The organism is Amphritea balenae, from assembly GCF_003858655.1.
GTDB lineage: Bacteria > Pseudomonadota > Gammaproteobacteria > Pseudomonadales > Balneatricaceae > Amphritea > Amphritea balenae.
In genome coordinates this window covers 141,959-164,026 of sequence record NZ_RQXV01000004.1, presented here as the reverse complement: position 1 = coordinate 164,026, position 22,068 = coordinate 141,959, and the positions used below count along the sequence as shown (strand labels likewise).

Sequence of the window (22,068 nt, the reverse complement as noted above, 5' to 3'; positions counted from 1 at the left end):
TATCAGTGTTTCTTAATGTTCTTAACTGCCTGTTCCCAGTCACTACTGGTCACAGATTTTTTCTCTTCAGATTCAACGAAGCACTGCTTCACATCGTCCCAACGCTGCACCCGACGCTGCTGATGGCGCAGCTCACTAAAGCCTTTAGCAGTCAGTTTAGAGGCACCGGTACGATCACCGCTGGCCAGCTTCCAACCGGCCAGTGCCGCAATCGCTGCAGCCGTACCTGCATTGCTTTCCAGCTTAGCCGGGGCAGATTCTTCGGTCTCTTCATCCTGAAGTTCAGGTTGCCCGTCAACCGCTTCAGTTTCAAGCGGTTGTTCACCAGTCTGAGTTTCTGCATCCGCAGGCACCGTTTCCTGAGCCTCTGTTTCAGCACCTTCAGTCTGAATTCCTTCAGGACATTCAACACTCATCCCCTGATCGCTGTAGCAAGTTTCCTGCTCTGCTTCCTCAGTATTGGTATTACTCTCACCTGCTGCTGTTGCGGGAAGAGAACTCAGAATATCTCCGGTTGTCACCGAACTACCGCTCAGGCCACTACTATGATGGCGATTACTGTCTGCCGTTGTCAGTCTGCCGTTTTCATCAGTCTGCAGGCCAATTGAGCTCAATGGTGTAAAGGCACTCAACAACGTAATGCCTGTACCCGTTAGCTTATTGTTATACAAACCAAACTGAGTTCTGGCGAACAGATCAAGACTACCCTGTCCCAGACGTATCACAAACAGGCCTTTTGGTGAGCCGTCCGGATTACTTTCTATCAAAACACGGCCATATTCACCGATCAGAACATCTTCAGACAAGCTGCCGTAGAATAGGTCTCCGCCAAAACCACCGAACACAAAGTCATTATCGGCACCACCGTTGAGGATATCGTCTCCCCCAATAAAGAGTTCAGAAGCCTCGGCACTGACGAGTCGGCCATTCATATAGATAGCCAGACCTCCATCACCAGAGATAAAATCGTCGCCGGCATCGCCAAACAGGTTGTCTCCCTGTGCACCACCGATAACAGTATCGTCACCGGCTCCGCCATGAAGCTCATCAGCACCGCCAATATCAGAGTTCTTACTGAATACCCGATCCAGTGTTAAAGGATCGTCATCATCAGTGTTGTAGTACGCCTCACCCAGATCGCCGACCACTTTATCGTCACCGGCACCGGCATAGATAGTTTCATTACCCAGGCCACCGAAGATAAGATCATCGCCAGCTCCACCAATCAGGTCATCATCACCGGAGGTTTCCATCGAGGTATCAGTTGTGTAGTAATGATCAGCCATGCCATCAGCATAATCAACGACGCCGTTATCACCGAAGATAACATCATCGCCGTCAGCCGTTTCAATACGATCGTCACCCACACTACCGAACGCAAGGTTATGACCACCTCGGGCATTGATATCGTCATCACCGCCCAGAGTGCTCAGTTCACTAACCGCCTGTACCCGCTGGTCGCCAGCATCATTCAATTGCACAAAACCGTTATCACCCATCAGAATGCTGTTGCCGGTTCCGGAATCGATATCGTCGCCATCGGTACCACCAAATACTATATTGTCGCCGTCGCCAGCTTCGATGATATCCACTCCACCCGTTGACGCTGTTACATCGGTCGTCGAGATTCGGTTAAGAATGCCATCCTTGTAATCCAGCTGACCGTTATCACCGAACACCCGGTCTGCACCCGCCCCCGTTGCAATGTCGTCATTACCGACACCACCCAGAACCAGGTTATCACCACCTGCAGCGATGATAGTATCGTCGCCGCCCAGAGTGCTCAGTTCGCTAATAACCTGAATCCGTTTACCATCAGCATCGAAGGTTGCAGTACCATTATCACCGATCAGGATCGCGTTGCCGGTACCTGATTCGATACTATCGCCATGGGTACCACCCATAACAATATGCTTGCCGTTACCCAGAGTGATGTCATCTATACCGCCGGTTGCCGCTGTCTTATCCTGGGTATCGATAGTGCGTAGAATACCACCGGTAAACTGCAGCTCACCATTACCACCCAGCACCCGGTTATTGCCGTTACCCGCTTTAATGGTATCGCCGCCGAAACCACCGATCACCAGTTTATCGCCGTCGCCTAAAGTCAGCGTATCGCCGTCGCCCTCGGTAGTATCAGTACTGCGACCCGAAGTGATAATACCGTTTACAAAGTTCAGCTCACCATGATCACCCAGCAGGTAGTCTTCACCGTTACCGGTAGTAACAATATCTCCGGCTGCGCCGGCAATGACGACATTATTACCCTCACCACGGACATTCAGACTTATAGTGTCAACATCACCCTCAGTAGCCTTATTCAGCGCTTGCTGCAGGATGCCATCAGTCTGATAAATCAGGCTGCCCTGATCACCTAACACGTGGTGGTCACCATTACCGGCTGTTATTGTGTCCCTGCCGATACCGCCGATCACAGCTTTGATTTCGCCATCATCCGCATTGCCAAGATTGAGGGTATCGTTTCCACCCAGGTTGTTTTCTACGCTATTAGCACTGCGGAGAATCTGGGTATCAGCATCAAATACCAGATTACCGTTATCGGCAATAATATGGTCGGTACCATCAGCCGTCGTAATCTGATCGTTACCAACACCGGCAATAATCTGGTTTTCACCATCTGCCAGAGTAATAGTGTCGACTCCACCCAGAGCACCACCATCAGCCTCTACCGTGCTGGTCATCTTAGCCAGTTTACCATCGGTATAACTCAGCTCGCCGTTATCACCAATCACCTGGTGATTACCTGTACCGGCATCGACAAAGTCAGCACCGAAACCGGCAATCACAGTCTTATCGCCGTCACCCAGATCGATATCATCATTACCACCGAATGTAGTTGCAGTACTGACAATAGCGTTAAGCTTGCCATCGGTGCGGATAATCGTACCGTTATCACCTAGCACAATATCGCTGCTTGCGTAAGCGGTTGGCGTCGATGTATCACCTTTACCGACAACAGCATTGATCTCAACATAATCGCTGCCGCTACCTGCGATTACCAGATTATGATCGTCATCGTTAGCACCACTGATATTTACCGAATCGTCACCCGCTTCGGTTGAGGTACTGGTCATTACCAGTTTTTCACCAGCGGGGGTATCAGACAGGGTGACTGAACCTTCATCACTGATTATCCGCCGCTCAGCCGCCTGATTCTCAGCAGCGTGGACAATGATCAAATCTGCAGAAGCCCCACCTATTACTGTCTTATCGCCGTCTGCCAGACGGATATCATCGATTCCGCCATTATTTGTCTGGCCTGTTTGTAGATAATCCAACTGCCAGTTAGTTAGCTGTAGCTCACCGTTATCGCCCAGTATTAAATCTGTGCTACTACCAGTGGTTGTAATGAAATCAGTACCGACGACGGTGTTCGATCCTGCAACAATGATGTTGAGATCATCATTATGCAAACTCGCCAACTGTATAAAATCATCACCGCCAGCAGTATCGGTGCCCACTATATTCAGCTGACCATTGAGCTGGTTATAGTTAACCGATCCTTCATCCCCCAGTACCGTGCGTCGATTGGCTGCGGCAATAGTCGCCGCTGCAACTGCGGCAGTGACTATCACATCATCATCACCCGCCCCGGCTATAACCGTCTTATAGCCAGACTGAAGATTGATATGATCTTCACCGTCGTTGCCAGTCCCACTACCCGAAGTTTGTATAGAATCTAACTGACCTCCGGTCAGCTGCACCATACCGCTATCACCCAGTACCAGATCAGTACTACTACCGGTGGTGGTGACTCTATCGATGCCACCATCAGAGTCCGCATCATTAGTACCGGCAACAATGATATTCAAATCATCGCTGTGGTTACCCGTAATCAGAATTGTATCGTTACCACCTGCAGTCGGAAGGCTGGCGACATTCAATCGTTCAGGGCTGCTAATCGTCGAATAAGTGACCGAACCTTCATCACCCAGTACTGTCCGGCTATGGCCTTCATCGGCACCACCGGTGATGGTCACACGGTCATCACCGATACCGGCAATGACGGTTTTATCACCTGCCTCCAGCGTAATATGGTCTGTGCCACCCTGGCCCGGATTAATACTGCACATAAAGTGCAGCTGACCGGCAATAAGTTGCAGCAGGCCATTATCACCCAGTACCAGATCGGTACTGTTACCGTTGATAGTTACCTGATCAATACCATCTGTGCTGTCCGCGTCATTAGTACCGGCTACAACGATATTGAGATCATCACCATTTTCACCATCTATCTGAATGATATCGTTACCACCCTGAATACTGGTGCTGGTGATATCCAGCTGTTCAGCTCCATTTACATCGGCGTAAGTGACCGAACCTTCATCGCCCATTACTATACGGCGATTCGCTTCAGCCACCGTAACGGAAGCATCGATAGTGATCTGATCGTCACCCATACCGGCAATAACCGTTTTATCACCATCAGCCAGACGGATATTATCCTGCCCGCCCAAGCCTGAATCACTGGATTGTATATAATCCAGCTCACCATCAGTCAGCTGCAGCAGGCCATTATCACCCAGTACCAGGTCAGTACTGTTGCCAGTGGTTGTTATATCGTCCACGCCACTCGCATTGGTACCCGCTACGATGATGTTCAGATCATCACTGTGAGCACCACTGATCTCAATGATATCGTTGCCACCAGCCTGGGTAGTACTAGTAACATTCAGCTGTTCATCGCCGGCATTATCACGGTAGGTAACAGAGCCTTCATCACCCATCAGGATGCGACGATAGGCCTGTTGCTCAGCAGACGTTAACTCCGTAGTCGCCGTTGACTTTATCTGATCATTACCGAGACCACCCAACGCGATAACATTGCCATCCGCCAGGAAAATTTTATCGTTACCACCCAGCAGACCCTCCGCCTTCATATCGATGAAGCCAGTGCTGTAATCGATGGTACCCAGATCACCAATAACCAGATTATCACCGCTCAGATCGGTGATTTCATCGTTACCCAGGCCGCCCATAATGCGGTCTGCCCCCTCTTCACCGTCGATCTTGTCTTTACCATCAGTAACTGCATCGGCAGAGACAATCTTAACCATCTGAGCAACCTGACTGGCCAACAATTCCTGATCGTTACTGTTTAACAACTTACCGTTATCGCCAAACAGGATATCGTCTCCACGGCCACCAAAGATATCATCATCTCCAGAGCCGCCTCTGATCACATCGATCCATTCAGCGGCGGGCAGAGTGGCTGAGATATCGGTCACAGTATCGCCGACAAGCATATCGTTACCGGCACCACCCTCGAGGGTATCCTGGCCTAGCTGACCAAAGATTCGATCATCTCCCTCACCACCGGTAATCTGATCATCGCCATCACCACCACGGACACGGATAGCAAGCTGAGCTGATGAAGCATCAATAATGTCATCGTCTGCCTGACCGAAGATATCCAAACGGCGTTCACCGGTCGGTAGTGCCGCATGTGCAGGATTATTCAGGTCATCACTGGCCGTGACTGTTATCTGGTCACTACCTTCATTACCATAGACTGTGGTCACCGTCTGGTTATCGCTACCGGTTATAACGCTTTGTACCTCAACGACGTCACTCCCTTTACCGGCCCAAATGCCAAGACCCTTATCGAAATCGCCTGTCGCAGAGTAATTGATATCACCACCTGAGAATCCGGTGATGCTATCTGCAGTAATAACACCGGCAGTCACACCTACTGTGGCATCAAAATCACTTACATAAAGTTCATTTGAATCGTCGCCGGCATACAGATTCAGTACACCTTTAATCCCTGCCAAAGTACCATGAGCCGTATCACCCAGTATCAGATCGCTATCGACATCGGAGCCGACATAGATCGCATCATCACCCATTCCTGCATAAAGGTTGGTTTGAGTATTCGCTGCGGTGGAACGTACGTTGAAGCTATCTTTCTGATCACCCAGGCGGATATTCAGCGTTTCCGTGTTGTAGTAGTTGATACCCGCAGCGCTGGTTTCCAGCGTTACCTCACCGGTTTGTGAGGTATATCCATCAACAGAGATTTCAGCGTTAACATGCTCCCCTTTGAGAATAATCGCCAGATCACCACCCAGTTCAAATACCGATACATTATCAGTATGCGGCAGATCCGGATCGGTATTATTCTTGTTCAGAATAGGATTCAGTGCGGCAAGCAGATCAGCAGCCGATGCATTATAGGCGATCGGACCGGTCGTCTTGCCCAACACCGTCAGGGTGTAAGTAGAGCCAACGGCCAGGTTACTCACCGTCAACAATTGTACATTGGAATCACTCTGTACCACGCCGCCTTCTGCAACTGTGATTACACTCAGGTTCGCAGATGACTCTTGTGCTGCGGTCAGACCAGTAAGCGAAGCCGCCCGCTGATCCCATTGCTCCGTTTCATTGCTTGCCAGCGCACCGCTGAAAGTGACCTCAATAATGCCATCTATATCACGGCGCACACTCACATCAGCCTCATCTGCGCCCAGCGCCGTCGCAATTACTGCTGCAATAGCATTGGCTGGCTGCTGATAGGTTAAAACGACCGGAATACTGGCCACATCAACCTTATAAGCCCACTCTAGCTGGGCAATATCAACGCCGGCCAGATCACCACCAAAGGTCAGTGTAAAGACACCCTCTCTTTCTGACACCGCCACGCCGGAGGTGACACCCATCGCCGTATTAAGCAGAGCAGCAATCGCACGGCTATCCGCCGTCAGGTCAACGCTGATCAGCGCAAATCCATCATGGCGCTCTACATTGCTGCTGGCAGCCAGCCCGGACTCGGTACCATAGCCATCAAGCTTCAGCATATAGCTGCCACTTCCGCCTTGTACTTTGAGTGTCTGAACTTCTGCGGACGACGGCATATCCAGACCCGTCACAGACTTGTCGGTCAGATAACCATCAGCATTATCCATATCTCCGCGATCATCAATTTCAACCGTATCCTGATCGGCACCACCATCAAAGGCCAGCAATGCAGCGATTTCATCAACTTGCTGTTGGGTATTAGAAACGATGAGTTTGTCATTACCTTTACCCAGTTCAACAATGGTCTGACCGGATATGGTTTCTACTCGCACTTCGTCTACACCTTTACCCCCGGTAATATGAGTAATGCCGGTATGGGTCGACTCAATAGTCAGGCTGTTATCACCCTGACCCAGATCAAAACTGATCTCTTCCAGATCGCTATAGTGAATACCGCCAACCAGTGTCTTGTCACCGATAACCGCCTCGTCAGCCATACCAAAACCACCGATATGAGTACTACTCAGAGTACCGCTGCTATGGGTCGGGTCATTGCCATTAAACAGGTTCAGTACATCCACCTGATCCGCTTCAACAACCCTCTGGTTGAGATTCACCGGACGATAATAATAGTCATCACCCGCCACAGGCTTCATACCTGCAGGCCAGTCTTCAGTAAAGGTCACGGTATCACCGGAGACACTTGCAACCTGCATCACTGTACCGGCAGCATCACCTGAAATAACATAAAACTCATACGGGAAGTCATTCAACCGGGTATCGAAGCCATCAGTGTCACCACCTCTTGGATCTACATGTGTTACTCCGGTATGGGTTAGCGTCGCTTTGGAATTACTGGTATCCGCTGCGGTAATAGTGCCGTCAGGAACATACCAGTTGGTCTCGCCAGGCAGCATGAACGGGTTATTCAGATAGCGGTCAGCATCCAATCGCTCACCACCATTGATAGTAACAGGGCCACGCAGCGTATTGATGCGCTGATCCAGACCAGCAAATACCTGGGCATCACTACCATCAGCGATATCATCATCAACGGCTGTCACATAGACAGTTTGTGCATCAGACCAGTTATCACGGGTGAATTCTGCATAAGGCGTCAGTGTTATGCCGCTGCTTGCGCCATGCGCCAGGAATGTATCGGTGTCGGTGACCATGGAAACATGTAACACACCTCTTTCATTAACAACCGTATAGACCGCCTGAACATTTATCTCAACCGCCTCTATGGCCTCCTGTACCTTCGACGCCAAAGTCGATGTATCTGCAGGCACGGTGCCGATTAATACCTCATCCTGCAGCGTCAGCGACCAGGTACTACCCGCTGCTATACCGGTATCAAAAGCGATCGCCAGTTTACGGGCGGCCACTTCAACCTGAACATTATTATGCTCGCCATTATTCTGAGTTTCGTCGAAGGCATATTTAGCGTTGTAGGTCGGTGTCAACTGAGGAACCAGGTCCACGCGAACGATTTCTCCTACAGCGGGTTGAGCCTGCAATACCAGATTAAAGGAATCTCCCTCACCCTCAGTATTGTAAGTGTTGAACTCATCTTCCATCAGGTAGCTGATATCGTAAATACTGGTGCTATCAAGTGTGATGCTGGTGTTTTCCAGTTGGTAAACACCGGTCGCACCGTCATACCCCAGTATCTTAGAACTCTGCCCCTCGCCAAGACCATCGGTAATCGTCAGCGTTTTACCCACCAGTGAAACAGCATTCTGGTTAAACGCATGGTTCTCTACACTCATATTCAGCTGGTAATCCATACCCGCCCAGACACCACCGGCGAAATCGGAGAAACCATAGTCGGTAACTAACGTCCGATCCATCCACTCATTCGAACTGCTAACCTTCACATAGTAAGTACCTGCCTGATCGAAACGGTATCCTTCGAATGGATCCTGAGCATCACTACCCTGATCCTGCTGCGTTGGAGTCGGAGCCTGAGACAGGTCAGTGACATTGCCCGCCAGATCTTTATGGAACACGTCGAGGTTGTGGGTTGATTTGAGTCGATAGTCAGAATAAGTGCCGTCGCCATTATCATAGCTGTATCCCCACACTTTTGAATTGGCAAAATCAAGATCAAACAGTGCTTCAACGAAGCCATCACCCCGGCCTATACCAACACTAGAGCCTTGCAAACCGGTCAGCGTAATTTTATTACCCAGAGCGGTGGCGGTAACAGAGGTGACCTTCTTTTTAAGCTCGTCGGCAATATCAGCCAGATCATCGCCGTCCTGAACGGTATAAGTCAGCGCCTCACCATGAACCGTTAATGTCCAGACATCACCCACCGTCACCGGCGCACTCTGATCAAGTGCAACAGTAACCGAGTCAGAGTAGTGGTCAGCAGTGCTCTGACTGGTGTTTGTCCGGCTCAGCCAGTCATTGCTACGAATCAGTTTTAACGTACCCAGCGACACATCACCGACAATAACAATTTCGTTACCGTTCGGGGTGGCCGTGGTTATATCATTATGAGCCTGAAGTTTAGCGGCAAAACCAGCAATAATGTCTTCAGTCAGATCACCAGTAACGGTGTAGCTGATATTGGAACCATTCACCGTGATAGCCCAGATATCACCTGCCTGAAGACTGGTTGCACTCAGGGTTAACGCGTTGCTGGTAGAGGAGACCACTCCGCCTTCCACAGTAACATCTGTTGGCACTGCAGGCGCGGTGGTCGTCAGCTCATAGCTAAATGCATTATCAGCTGTATTGGTTACAACCAACTCATCATTAATGGGATAAAAGTTAAATGTGTAATCTGTCTCACTAAAGCCTGACGCAATAGCAGCCAGGTCCGTACCGGCAACAGTACTCACAGCGTGGGCACCATTAGTATCCGTCAACGTGATCGTCCAGGTATCACCTGCAGTAACGGTGCTACCACTCAGATCTATCGCCAGTGTAGTGCCTGACTTAGCAACATTATCACCGTCGGTAGCAGAGAAAGTCTCAGTATGGCTATAGAAGTCAGTAACGGTTAAGTCACCGACAGTGAGCCCTGTTGCCGTGGTTGTTATGGTAAATACATTGTTGGCATCGAACGTCGCTGTAATATCTCCTCCAGTAAGTGCTGCTCGTAACTGCTCACCTACAAGTTGGAGATCATTACTGGCAGCCGTAATCGGAACACTAGTACCGTTAAGCACAAATGCCCACTGTTCACCGGTGCGAACCGTTGAGCCAGTCAGATCAACTTTAACCTCACTGTATACAGTCTCGGCTCCCGTAGCTTTATTTACCGTTAGATTGGTTGTTGCTCCAGGGGTAGTGGTAGTTATGCCGGGGCCAGGGGGAGTGCCAGTGCCTGCTGTAGTGGTTGTTACATCAGCGGCTACATGTGTTGCAATTGCAGTAAATGCAATCAGAGAACTGTCCGCTCCCAAGCCAATAGTAGCCGTCGTCGTACCAACGTCTATAGTCGCTGTGAAGTCAGTGTTTGCCACCGGAGAGACACCCGGAATCTTATTCAGCAGATTCTGTAGCGCTTCAGCCTCAGTTTCGCCGGTAGCCGCCCGTTGATGGCTATAGGTAGCGCCATCCAGAACAATTGATATAGTGTCACTCTTAGCGATAGTGCCAAAATCAACGGTTATTGCAGAGAAAGCACTAGTCGATTCAGAAGAGGCACTTGTATCAGTTGTAACCTGCCCAGCACTCAGCATAGAAAGTGCAACGGTATTCGCTGTAAAATCACTGCCATCACTCTTGGCAATCAGCAGTTCACCGTTGGCAAAACTAATATCATAACCACTGATCGAGTTATTTCCAGTGTCCTGTGCCGCTGAGTCAGGTGTGGTAAATGCAGTGCCCACATCACTTCGAACATCGGTAGACACTACAACGTAGGTGTAGCTGTCACCATCCAGGCTCAGAGTCCAGACATCACCGGTAGCGATATCATCAGTCACCGGCATCGCTACAGTGGTCCAGGTAGCAACCGTACTGTTAGTGTTATTGATCGTACTCGCCTCAGCAACCGGTGCCGGTGTGACAGCGAAAGAGACAGTGAAGGTACTCGCAGAATTGCTTGAATCCAGATCAACCGTTAGTTTGTCACCACTGTTTGACAGATCAAACTTGTTGTTACCGTTAGCATCCTGCTTGAGTTTCTTGACGACCTCAGCCAGAACATCCGCCTTACCGGCATCGGTAGTTGTTACCTTACGTTCGAAGGTATCTGTGTTACCCGCTGAATCGGTTACTGTTACCGCCCATACTTCACCCACCTGAGGCGTGCCCGTCAGGGTAAGTTCAGCAGTGGTCCATTGAATCTCGGTGTGATCCGTAGAATCGGCAATACCTGTTACTGCAGGAACGATCAGGCCGCTGTGCTGTACACCCTTAGTTACGCGGCTGTTATCCACCTCAAAGCTGAGAGCAAAGCCAGTTCCGTCAGTACGCTTGACGATCAGCTTTTTACCGTCAACGGTTACATCTGCATCGGCAAAATCAGCTGATTTAATAATTTCGCTCTTCAGACCCACCAGCGCCTTGTTTATCTCGCTATTAGCCGTGTCCAGATCAGTGCCCTGCACCTCATAGCTGATGGTCTCCTGACCGAGGGTGATTTCCCAGCGGCTGCCCTCCAGAACTTTTTGCTTATTAACTGCAGAGAAATCAAGACTCGCTGAACTGAACAGTTTCCCAGCTGCGTAACCGGTGCCCTGATCGGCAGAGCCCGACGCTGAAACGATGCGATTCAGAGCAACAGTGACACCGTTATCATCCTTAATATTCAGTGTATGTAACGCGTTGTTGATAACCCAGTCTGTGGTATCCGGTGCCAGCGTATTACTGGAGCCTGTTACAGCGTTTTGCAGACCGGCTATCAACAGGTCAAGGGTATCGTTTGCCTGCACATCATAACTATAACCTGTACCGTTAAGCACAAGCTCCCATACATCTCCGGCAACTGGCACCTGGTCTTTGAATGCAATAGTCAGATCGGTATAGAAGGTATCACCCAGAGCCGGACTCAACACGTTACCCGCTTCAGATCTAAGCATCGCGTCGTCAATCCTGAAGCTATACAGATCTTCAGATCCATCACCGGTGCCCTGAATCTTCACATAGGGGATAGAAGAGTCGACGGTATCGCTACCAATGTTCTGGTCATATATGTTGTACCAGTTGGCGGCTGAATCAACATCCTGAGCATCGCCAAGCGAATTATTAGTTTCGGTGTCATGCACAGACTGCGGTGTAAAGTTTAGCGAATCAACTTTATGTCCTTCCATCGAAACATGCAGGTCATAATCCACACCCTCCGGGACGCCGGTAGTCCCGTTCCATGACCACCAGGCATTAGACACCTGAATAACATAGGTACCCGCCTGATTTATCTGATGAGTCAGATAGTCATCCAGCCAGGTACTACTTCCGGTGCCACCGACATTGTAATTGGCATCATGGTAACCTGCATCCACCCGCTTCAGCTCCGCCGATGGATCGGCGGTTTCATCGTACTTATACAACTCCAGTGCACTGTTCCACCAGATCTGGTCATATCGCTCATACCACTCGGTGCCACGACTAGCATCGTATTCAAAGCCATGATCGATATCGACGGTCAGATCAATTGCGCCGCCATTATCGTCCAGCATCTGCTGAGTGACATTAACTTTGAAATAATCACGGGTATCATCACCGGTCGCTTTAACGGTGATATGCGGTGTATTAACAGGATCAACAATTTCAGGGGTGGTTGTGGTACTCCACCGATACAGATCCAGGTCCATGGCGTATTTAGCAGAATCGTTATCATCTACCTCATTGCTAACAGAGTTACCAAAAGTACCGCTAACCTGTGTCACTTTATAAGTATTGCCCTCAACACTGACAAACACTTCTGGTGTAATTGGTGTAATGACTTTGAACGTCTCAGTGTCCGTAGTGTAAGTAACTTCTACGCCTGCAGTTCTTAGCTTAGTCACCAGCTGGTTCGCAATATCAGCCAAAGAATCAGTCGACCCCATTGCATAGCTGACACTGATATTAGTATCGCCATATATCAGACTGATATTCCACAATTCATCCACAGAATCATCAACGACTTTCTCAGAAAGCGTAATGTCTGCACCGTATTGGGTCTGTTTCTCATACTCCAGATCCTGTAGAACATTTGAATATGCCTGAAGATTTCGCTGCAGCGATGCAATATCACCTGAGCCGGAGAAAATCAGTTCATTACCCTTAACCTCAAGTTCAAAACTGTTAGCTATCGCCCAGTCACTTAGCTGATGATAGAAATCCAGAGCAATATCGCTCGACGACTGGCTAAAGAGTCCGTTGCCGCTGGTAACCGCTATATCAGAAACCGGGCCATACAGTGCAAGATAGGATTCCTGCCAGAAATAAGGGGTGGTAAAACTCAGGGTCATGCTGGCACTGGAAGCATCACTTGAATTAACATTCGCTACCGTAATAACGCCGTTGGGCAACTCCCGGAGAATCTCCTCTGAAGAGGCTCCGACTGCCTGACCATCACCCATAACCACTGTAGTGGTGGGTTCAACCACATCGATAGAGCCATCGGTAGAGGTCACCAGCACCCCAGGCTGATTATCATTGATCTCGACATCCACCTGATTCAACAGCTGGCCATTGAACTTAGCATCTGTACTGCTGACCGTATGGGTAATACGACTGAAATGAGTACCCTCAATGACATTGTCACCGCTGGCGGTCAGTTCAATTTTCTTAGGTGTAAACCAGTCTGAGTCAGTAAAGGTAAGAGTGGTGGTATTAGCGCTCATCTGCGTGCTATCGAGCGCCACAGTTACCACAACATCGGCATCAGGCTTCTGACTCAGTACAATATAGTAATCATCTTTAGCTGCCCCTCCCAACCCGCTGGACTCGGCGATACGGGTCTGACCATCAGGCTCGATAATGACGATCTGCGCCTTATCGTCATCCACCACATCAACAGACAGGGTAGTCACCGCCAGGCGGTCATATTCTTCCGCATCGCTATCAGTCGCGCCCTCAGTCACACTGTGCTGAATATTAATGGTGCGCAGGCCTTCAGCGGCACTGTCATCGATAGCAGCAATAGTCACTGTCTGAGGGATAAACCAGTTCTGCTGCGTAAAGAACAGATTGGCACCGGACTCGCTTCCGTTGAGGGTTATGCTCTGGGCACCCGCCTCACGGTCCTTTTCACTCAATGGCACTGCTGCAGCGGTAATCCGTACATCGCTCTTCGGAGCCTTAGTCAGAAATACTTCATACTGGTTGCTGATCAGGTTCGACGGATCATTATCCTCATCCTCAAACACCCGTAACGCCCCCCCCTGCAGAGGACGAATCACTACGCCGGCTTCTTCATTGTCATAAACATTGGCAATCAGATTTTGCATCCAGAGCTCTTGATAGCTCTGCGCCTGCCCCTCTACCTGAGTATCAATAATGCCGCTGTGACCTTTAAGGTCATTACTGACGACCGTGATATTGTCGCCAACCTCACCACCTGCCGTATTGAAGGTATCGCTACCCATGCCACCAATCAGTTCAAGTTCAACGTGCTCGCTGGTGCTATCGATGTAGAAGGTATCGTTACCCTCCATCGCATCGACAGTAACTTTTTCCAGACCGTTGTACTGGACAAACAGTCCGGCGCCGTAAACACCTTCAGCTGAAACTACAAATTTATCGGCAAATTCGGTACCGATCACCGTCAGCGTGTCATAGCCATCACCACCTTCAATATTGACCGGTGCATTCAGGGTATAGGAGATAAAGTCAGCACCCTGACCACCATTCAGGTTAGTGATCGGTGCTTTGGTATCGTTCGGATTAACCTTAACGAAGGCGCGGACAATGAAGGTATCATCATCTTCATCACCATACATCCAGAGGTCATCTTCATTATGATAAACCGTGAAACTATCATTACCGATACCACCATAGAGTGAAGTTGAGTGGTTAACCCCGTCACTCAGTTCACCTTGTGTCGTCGACGTCGTATTAAACTGATCGTCCTCTTCTAAACCGGCATTAGCCGCACGTTTCGACTTAAACATCTGACCAATCTGGAAGGTATCGTCGCCGGCATCACCAAAAGCGGTAATCTTGGAACTGGTGGAGTCGAACACAAAGGTATCGTTACTTTCCCGGCCATACACAGCAACAGAGCCATTAATACCGCTGTTGTAATTTACCCGCTCAATCTGGTCAGGAATCTGATTACCACTGGCATCGACAGACAGTGCAGAGATAGCTCCCGGACGGAACATAAAGACATCTTCATTATCGGTGCCGTAGATATACATATTATCGACACCTGGATCGTTCTCAGCTGTCTTACTGCCACTGTCATCAATATCTATCAGTGAGTTACCCGCCCCGGCCAGGCCGATCTCATAGAGATCGCTACCGGTATTACCATCGATTGACAACTCACCGGCAATACCATTAACGAAAGTCTGATTGCCCGCTTCATCAAAGTTTACGCGAACCTTATCGTCGCCGGCCCCCATATTAATAACCGAACCGGCTCCAACAGCGGCAATATTAATTTCGTCATTATCAGCGCCGCTATCCAATAGCAGAGCACCTACCGCATTGATATAAATGTCATCATTGCCATCACCGGTGGAGACATTTGTCTGGCCATCGATCGACTTATCAAGGTTGAAATGATCGACGCCACTACCCAGATTCAGGGTAATCTCATCAATGCCGGAGAAATCCAGCGTGCTGGCCATGCTAAAGCCGGTCAGGCGAGCATCGGTTAAGGTACCCGTCTGCTCTGTCGTTGCACCCTGGTTTTTCAGGGTCAGTGTATCGGTGTCGCTACCGGTATTAATCGTCAGCTGACCATCAATACCAGCCAGCGTATTACTTGTATCACCTACGTAAAAATCATCATTACCGCCATCATCACTGACAGTCGTGGTGCCGGTATGAGTACTGAGGATGCTGAGGTGATCATCACCACTACCCAGTACAAGATTCAGCGCCTCAGCCTGGTCGTAATGAATATCGCCATCCATATCCAGACCACTAAGCTGGTTGGAGGTCAGACGACCTGCGGCAGCATCAGCCGTCGTCTGCGCATCAGAACTCGACAATGCATTATTCGCATTAATAATATCGAAGCCTTCACCCGCATTTATGGTCAGGGGGGCATCGATATCCTGAAGTTGCTGGCCATCGTTACTAACATTAATCGTATCGTTGTCATTTCCGGTATAGACCGCAGTAGCGGCTTTTATTGATTTGACTGTAACAGCGTCTTCTCCGCCGTTGGTACGAATGGTCGTAGTAATAGCCGTTGTATTGACATCAAAAGTATCAGCCTGATTACCCAGTCTGACTTCAATCGCCTCCAGACCCTGCCCCTTAAACAGAGGATCAAATCCGCTAACCGTGGTCGTGTCTGTCACAGCATCATAATCAAGATCAGCATCGGCTCCGGTATTGGAGCCACTATTATCGATGATTAAGCTATCAGTACCTGCATCATTAGCATCTGACTGATACACCTCAAGAGGTCGGGTAGCTACACTGAGTTCTAAACGATCAACAGGGATAACCGCCTGTTGATTATCGGCAGTATCATAAAGCGCAGTGCCTGCGGAGGTGCCATTATCGTCCACTCTCGGCACCGGCAGAGGATCACCGGTCTCAACATCAAGGCCATTTGAGTTATACCAAATTAGCGGTGCGCTATTATCATCGGTCGTAACATAGGCCTTATTTGCCGTTGGCTGGGTTGTTTTATAGCCATTTTCATCCAGGTATAGCGGCAGAGAGCCTGCAGGATAGTTACCTGTAGAGTCAGCCTGAACCACTACAACAAATGGATTTCTGATCCGGGTAGTCTCATTACCATCGGTATCCGCGTAAAGGGTCTCATCTGCCCGTACAGAGCCATTAGCATTAAAGTCATGCAAAGCCTGACCTACAGAAGTGCCCCCGTTAACAACCCACTGAGGATTGTTGGTCGCCATCGTAGTTGGCGCACCATTGTTGTCCAGATAGAGCTGTTGATTAGTCACAACGATAGCTTGCTGATGGCCCTGAGCCGGATCGGTTGTCAGCGTATCAACTGCCGTATTCGCTGCTGTCTTAATATAAAGCGCAGCTCCCGCATCGGTCCGCTGATAACCCCTGAACTCAGTTGCATCACCGGTATTAACCGTGGTCAGATTGCCATTGGCATCACGATAGAGTTGTTGATCAAAAGATACGCCAAGGCCGGTATAGACAGGCTGATCATTAACATCCTGTAATGACAGATAACCCGGTCCAATTCCATGGGACCAGCTGTACTTGATATACGCACGGGTGAATTCTATCTCGCCATTAGCCGAGTAATCTTTATCCGACTGGCTCACCGCCAGCGCAAGCCCTTTAGCAATAGCCAAAGAGGTCAGTGCATCGCCGTTCGACCCGGTAACGTAGGTGTAGGTATCGGTGCCACCTACCGTCAGAGTCCAGGTACGGCCACCAATAATATTATTGGTTGGTATTACAAGTCGGGCAACGCCACTACCATCAACGGTATCGGAGAAAGAACGGTTCTGTCCTGTCAGAGAGATGGTGGTATCCGTCACTGCATCCATGAAATCGATAAAGCTGGCATCTTCAATATTCTCGGTGGTTACCTGAGTATTACCAAGAGAATCGGTCCGCACGTATAGCGGAACCGCAAAGGTATCGTTAAATGTCGTTACCAGGTCATAGCCGCCGCCGATATTGGTCGTCGACTTCACACCATCCTTTTCAAAGTAACCATACTGTTGGTAACCCTTCACCTGGAATCCGGTCTGGTAGCTACCATCCGTATTCAGCAGCGGGTGAGAAAGGGCGATATTGCCGTTCTGATCGTATTGAAGCTGCACCGCAGCATCATGCTGCAGGGCTTTCACATCGCTATGGGAAGCCTGAACAGTCGACGTTAGCGTTGTCAGCTCTTGCGCGCCACCGGCTATAACATCTTTGAAATACAGCGGTACAGCCGTGTTGCTGTTTTCCATAACCTGCAAAGCCTGGATACCGCTGATACTATTGGTCGTCAGGGTTCCATTCTCAGAGATATACAGAGCCACAGCATTAGCATTGCTCTGATCAGTCAGAACAATCGCCTGCTTACCAGAGTCCGTCAGCGTTAGCTCACCCATGGCATCTTCGTACAGCCACTGCGAATTAGCCGCCGACTGATCGATAACAATAGTGCCTGCGTTATCGTAACCTTTCAGACCATAGCCATATAGCTGGAATCCAGTAGCTACGTATCCCTGAGCCTGCTCACCACGACGCTGCACAAGGTCCTCAATTGGCTTACCTGTAAACGGATCTATAGTGACTGCATAGATATCCAGATACTGATCGACACGGGTCGTAAATATACCGGCACTATCGATCTGAGTTTTCAGGGATGCAGCAATCTGCTGCAGCGTTGAGCCAGTACCTGTATAGGTTGAACTACCGACCTGTACGCTCCAGGTCTGCCCGTTAACATCACCTTTCAACTCTAACTGAACAAAGCTACTGTATAGCGTGCCGCCCAGTGTTGCCGCGACATTCAAGCCGCGAATCATCTGAACCGTAAACGGTTGGTTATCGACCCTGCTAACGTTAAGCGCCGTAGAATCGTCAGTATTAACACTCACGCTATAGGCTGAACTTAGCAGATTGACTCTGTCGATCAGACCCGCTACCACTTGCTGAAGGGTCGTCACTCCGCTCTGAACGGTATAGGTATAATCAGCACCATCCAGACGCAGAGTCCACTCATCACCGACAATCACAGATCCCTGTAATGACACGACAGAATCTGACCAGAGCTGACCAACAGGGCGGTTAAGGAACTCAATACCAGTACCCAGCGAACCAATAACAGGCATAGCACCTGCTGCGCTTTTCAGAATAGTCAGGTGAGAGGTACGGGAATTATCGAGAATAGCCTCTTTATATTGCTGGTTTATAACGCCTCCCACAGTATTTACAAATACTGAAGGTACTGCATCGAGAATCGCATCATGAGTATCTGAGTGATAAACAATCGCGGAAGACAGCTCTACAATAGAGCCATCGCCATCAAAGGTAAGATTCGCCACTATTTCGTCAATCACCTGACGATCATTAGCAACCGTTACAGTATCGCTACCGGTACCACCCAGGATGTTGGTTACACCAGAAAGCGCTTTAACGCTAACCTGATCAGCACCCGCATTCAATACTAGTTGCACATCTGTTGGCGTATCGCCAATCTGCCAGATATCCAGGGTAAATTCGTCATCATACTGACTCAGGCGAACGTCAATCTCATCCACACCGCCGACTAACACGCCGTTAAATGGATTACCATTCACACTGCCCTGTCGCAGCCCCAACCCTTGCAGGTTGTAGAAGGCTTTATCCTGAGCAGTCCAGGTTGCACCAATACGGCTGGCTACCTGTTGTGCGAAATTTTTCACTACAGCCGCTGAATTCAGTCCATCATCAACATTTGAGATGTAAGTGAATTCATTACCATCGACATTCAAAGTCCAGGAGTCACCGGCTAGGACCTCGCCCTCAGGCAGAAGGATTTCAACCTTGGTACCCAGATTGCTGATAACAGGGCTTTGACTGCCCAGATTGCTTCCGGTCAGTGTTATTGACTGGGTCAACGGCGAATCATCAGCCCGGGCTATATTCAGGTAGCTCGCATTTATCAAACCACCTTCTAATGCCTGACTCTCACTGCTATGAACAATCAGAGTATCATCACCGGATGCATCATCAACCAGTATCCGACCCTGAATATCTTCCAGGGTATGAACCGCATCAATCTTCAAAGCAAACGGATCAGGGTCAACGGTTACCTGAGGAGGCGTTACCTGGCGCAATGGCGGTGTAACTTCTTGTCCGTATTCAACATTAACCATAGGCATATCGAAAGAAAAATCGATATACGGATCAAATCTCCACCAGTGTCCCCAGGAGAAGTTCCACTGAATGGTCTGAAGAGTATCGGAGATTAAGCCATCTAAACCACCCTCATAGCGAACATCGATATAGCGCCAGCGATCTTTATTCAGCTGGTACCAGCTATTCACCCAACCGGTTACTTGTCGCTCAACATAGCCAACTACACCATTAACATCGCCACGGAACAAATCCCACGCATCCGAATCACTCCAGAAATTGATGTGCCTGTACACCCGCGATGGATCATATTGCAGCACATTAAATTCAATATACGGCAGATCCTGGACGAAGAACGAAGGCGGCTGATAGATAAACTCTGGTGGATCAAAGAACAGCGTTGGATGATCACCACCCAGATGGATCTGATCATCACCGGTACCGCCCCGAACAGTAACTTCCAGATGTGCCGGCGCTGCCAGCACGTAGATTTCATCATCACCGCCACCCGCATTCACTTCCAGCTTTTCAATGCCCGAGAAGAAGGTTAACCGACCCGCACCAGCAACAAATTTTTCAGTAATAACAAAGGTATCAGCGATCGCAGTACCATTAATAACAACGGTATCAACACCGGAACCACCGAAGATATTGACCGGTGCATTTTGCAGGTAAACATAACGATTTGAGCCCGTACCACCAAACAGTTTGGTCAGGTTAGAAATAGAGCCTGGGTTTTCGAGATCATCGTTCAATACCAGGAAGGTATTTACGATAAAGGTATCGTCATTTTCTTCACCATACAGAAAGACTTCTGCAGAGTTATGGTTGACCTCAAACTGATCATCTCCGGTGCCGCCATAGACAGATAACTCTGCAGAGTTACCTTTACTCATATGCTTGATATCGGCAATCGGAATACCCGAAACATTTTCCAGATCAGCATTACCCCGGTCTGGAATCTGTGGCACAGAACCGATGGTAATACTGTCTGCACCAGCACCGGTTTCAATAATAGTTTGTATGGCCGTATCGTTGACCAGAATCTCGTCTGCTTCACCAAAGGTACGCAGCGTTAACCGCTCAACCGATGAGAATTTCACATCTTCGCGGTCAGGATTACTCCCCTGAATCAGATGCTCAAACTGAGCCGCTACCGAAGCATCAGTATCACCTTCCATAGTGGTATAGCTATAGACAACGCCCCCCAGAGAAACCTTCCAGGTAATCCCCGCTTCCATGAATCCATTAGCAGGATTGGCTATTTCATTCGGATCATCTGCGGTCAGTGTCCAGTTAGCCGTATTAACACCGCCGGTTGAGGTGATATGCGTTAGCACAGTGGCAGTGACATCGGTCACACCTCTGACAATCCGTAAGTCGTTCAAACTCAGCGTAGACTGAATCTGTATTTTGGTGCTCCGCTCAGGGTCAGGGTTTGACGAAGTTGGCAAAATACTGGAAGCAAAATCTGGATCAGCGGTAACACTGCTCACTTTATATGGGAACAGGCCTGTGCCATCAACCGTATTACCGGCAAAGAAGTCACCTGAAGAGACAACACCTACGCCACCGCCAGCCGCATTAAGGGAGAATTTATCAATACCATCAGTACCGAACACATAGGTTTCATCAAAACCGCTGGTACCGCCATTATCCTCAATAAAGTAACTGGCACCGGTACCCGGCTCACCATTCCCTTTTAACGTAATCAGATAATACTCATTATCATCATCATCACCATCACTGCCACGGTTATCCAGAATAACCATTCCGGTCCATGGCGTAACATTGGTTGTGACACCATTAGTAGTCGTGGTATGAGGTACGACCTGGCCATCAACAGTAATAAAGTTATCGCTGTCATTAACCACGAATACGTTATTGCTATCGCCACCGGTCAGCCGGGCATTTTCAAAGATCTGATTACCGCTGGCATCAATCAGATTTTCTACTTCAGCACCGGCTGCGTAGTGATCGCCCCGGTCTTCGTCATTAAGGCCGAAAATAATCGGCTCAGGGGCAGCATCTTCAGCGGCAAAACGAGTATTAGCCGCATCATTCAGATCTTTTAGTTTGGTATTAATCAAGCCCGCCAGACGATTTGCCACAACTACCATTGATAGCGGATCTGTATCAGTAGTGTCGTTAGTATCCGGGTTAAGAGAGCCTGCAGTATAACTGTAGGTTGTTCCACCCACCGTCAGGTTCCAAACCTGACCTGCTTTAACATCACCCTTAAGCTTTATCTCCCACTGGTTACCGGTCTTAACCAGTGTGCTCTGACTATTTGCCGAGGCAGGTGCATTCAGATAAACCTGATAATTTGTCGCTGTATCAGCATCACCCGTATCACGAATAGTAATAGAGGCATTGGTGTCCTTAGCTTTGTCATTCGCATCTTGTTCGGCA

1 protein-coding gene (running past one end of the window) is annotated in these 22,068 nt (G+C 49.2%); it reads right to left on the bottom strand.

What is annotated here, in order from left to right:
* Positions 1 to 2: 2 nt before the first annotated feature.
* On the bottom strand, positions 3 to 22,068 hold the 3' portion of the coding sequence (locus EHS89_RS08925) for a DUF4347 domain-containing protein (protein ID WP_124925806.1). It continues 15,623 nt past the right edge of the window; 22,066 of the gene's 37,689 nt are visible here — the last part of the coding sequence; the start codon falls outside the window, past its right edge — the gene reads right to left on this strand; the stop codon is at positions 3 to 5.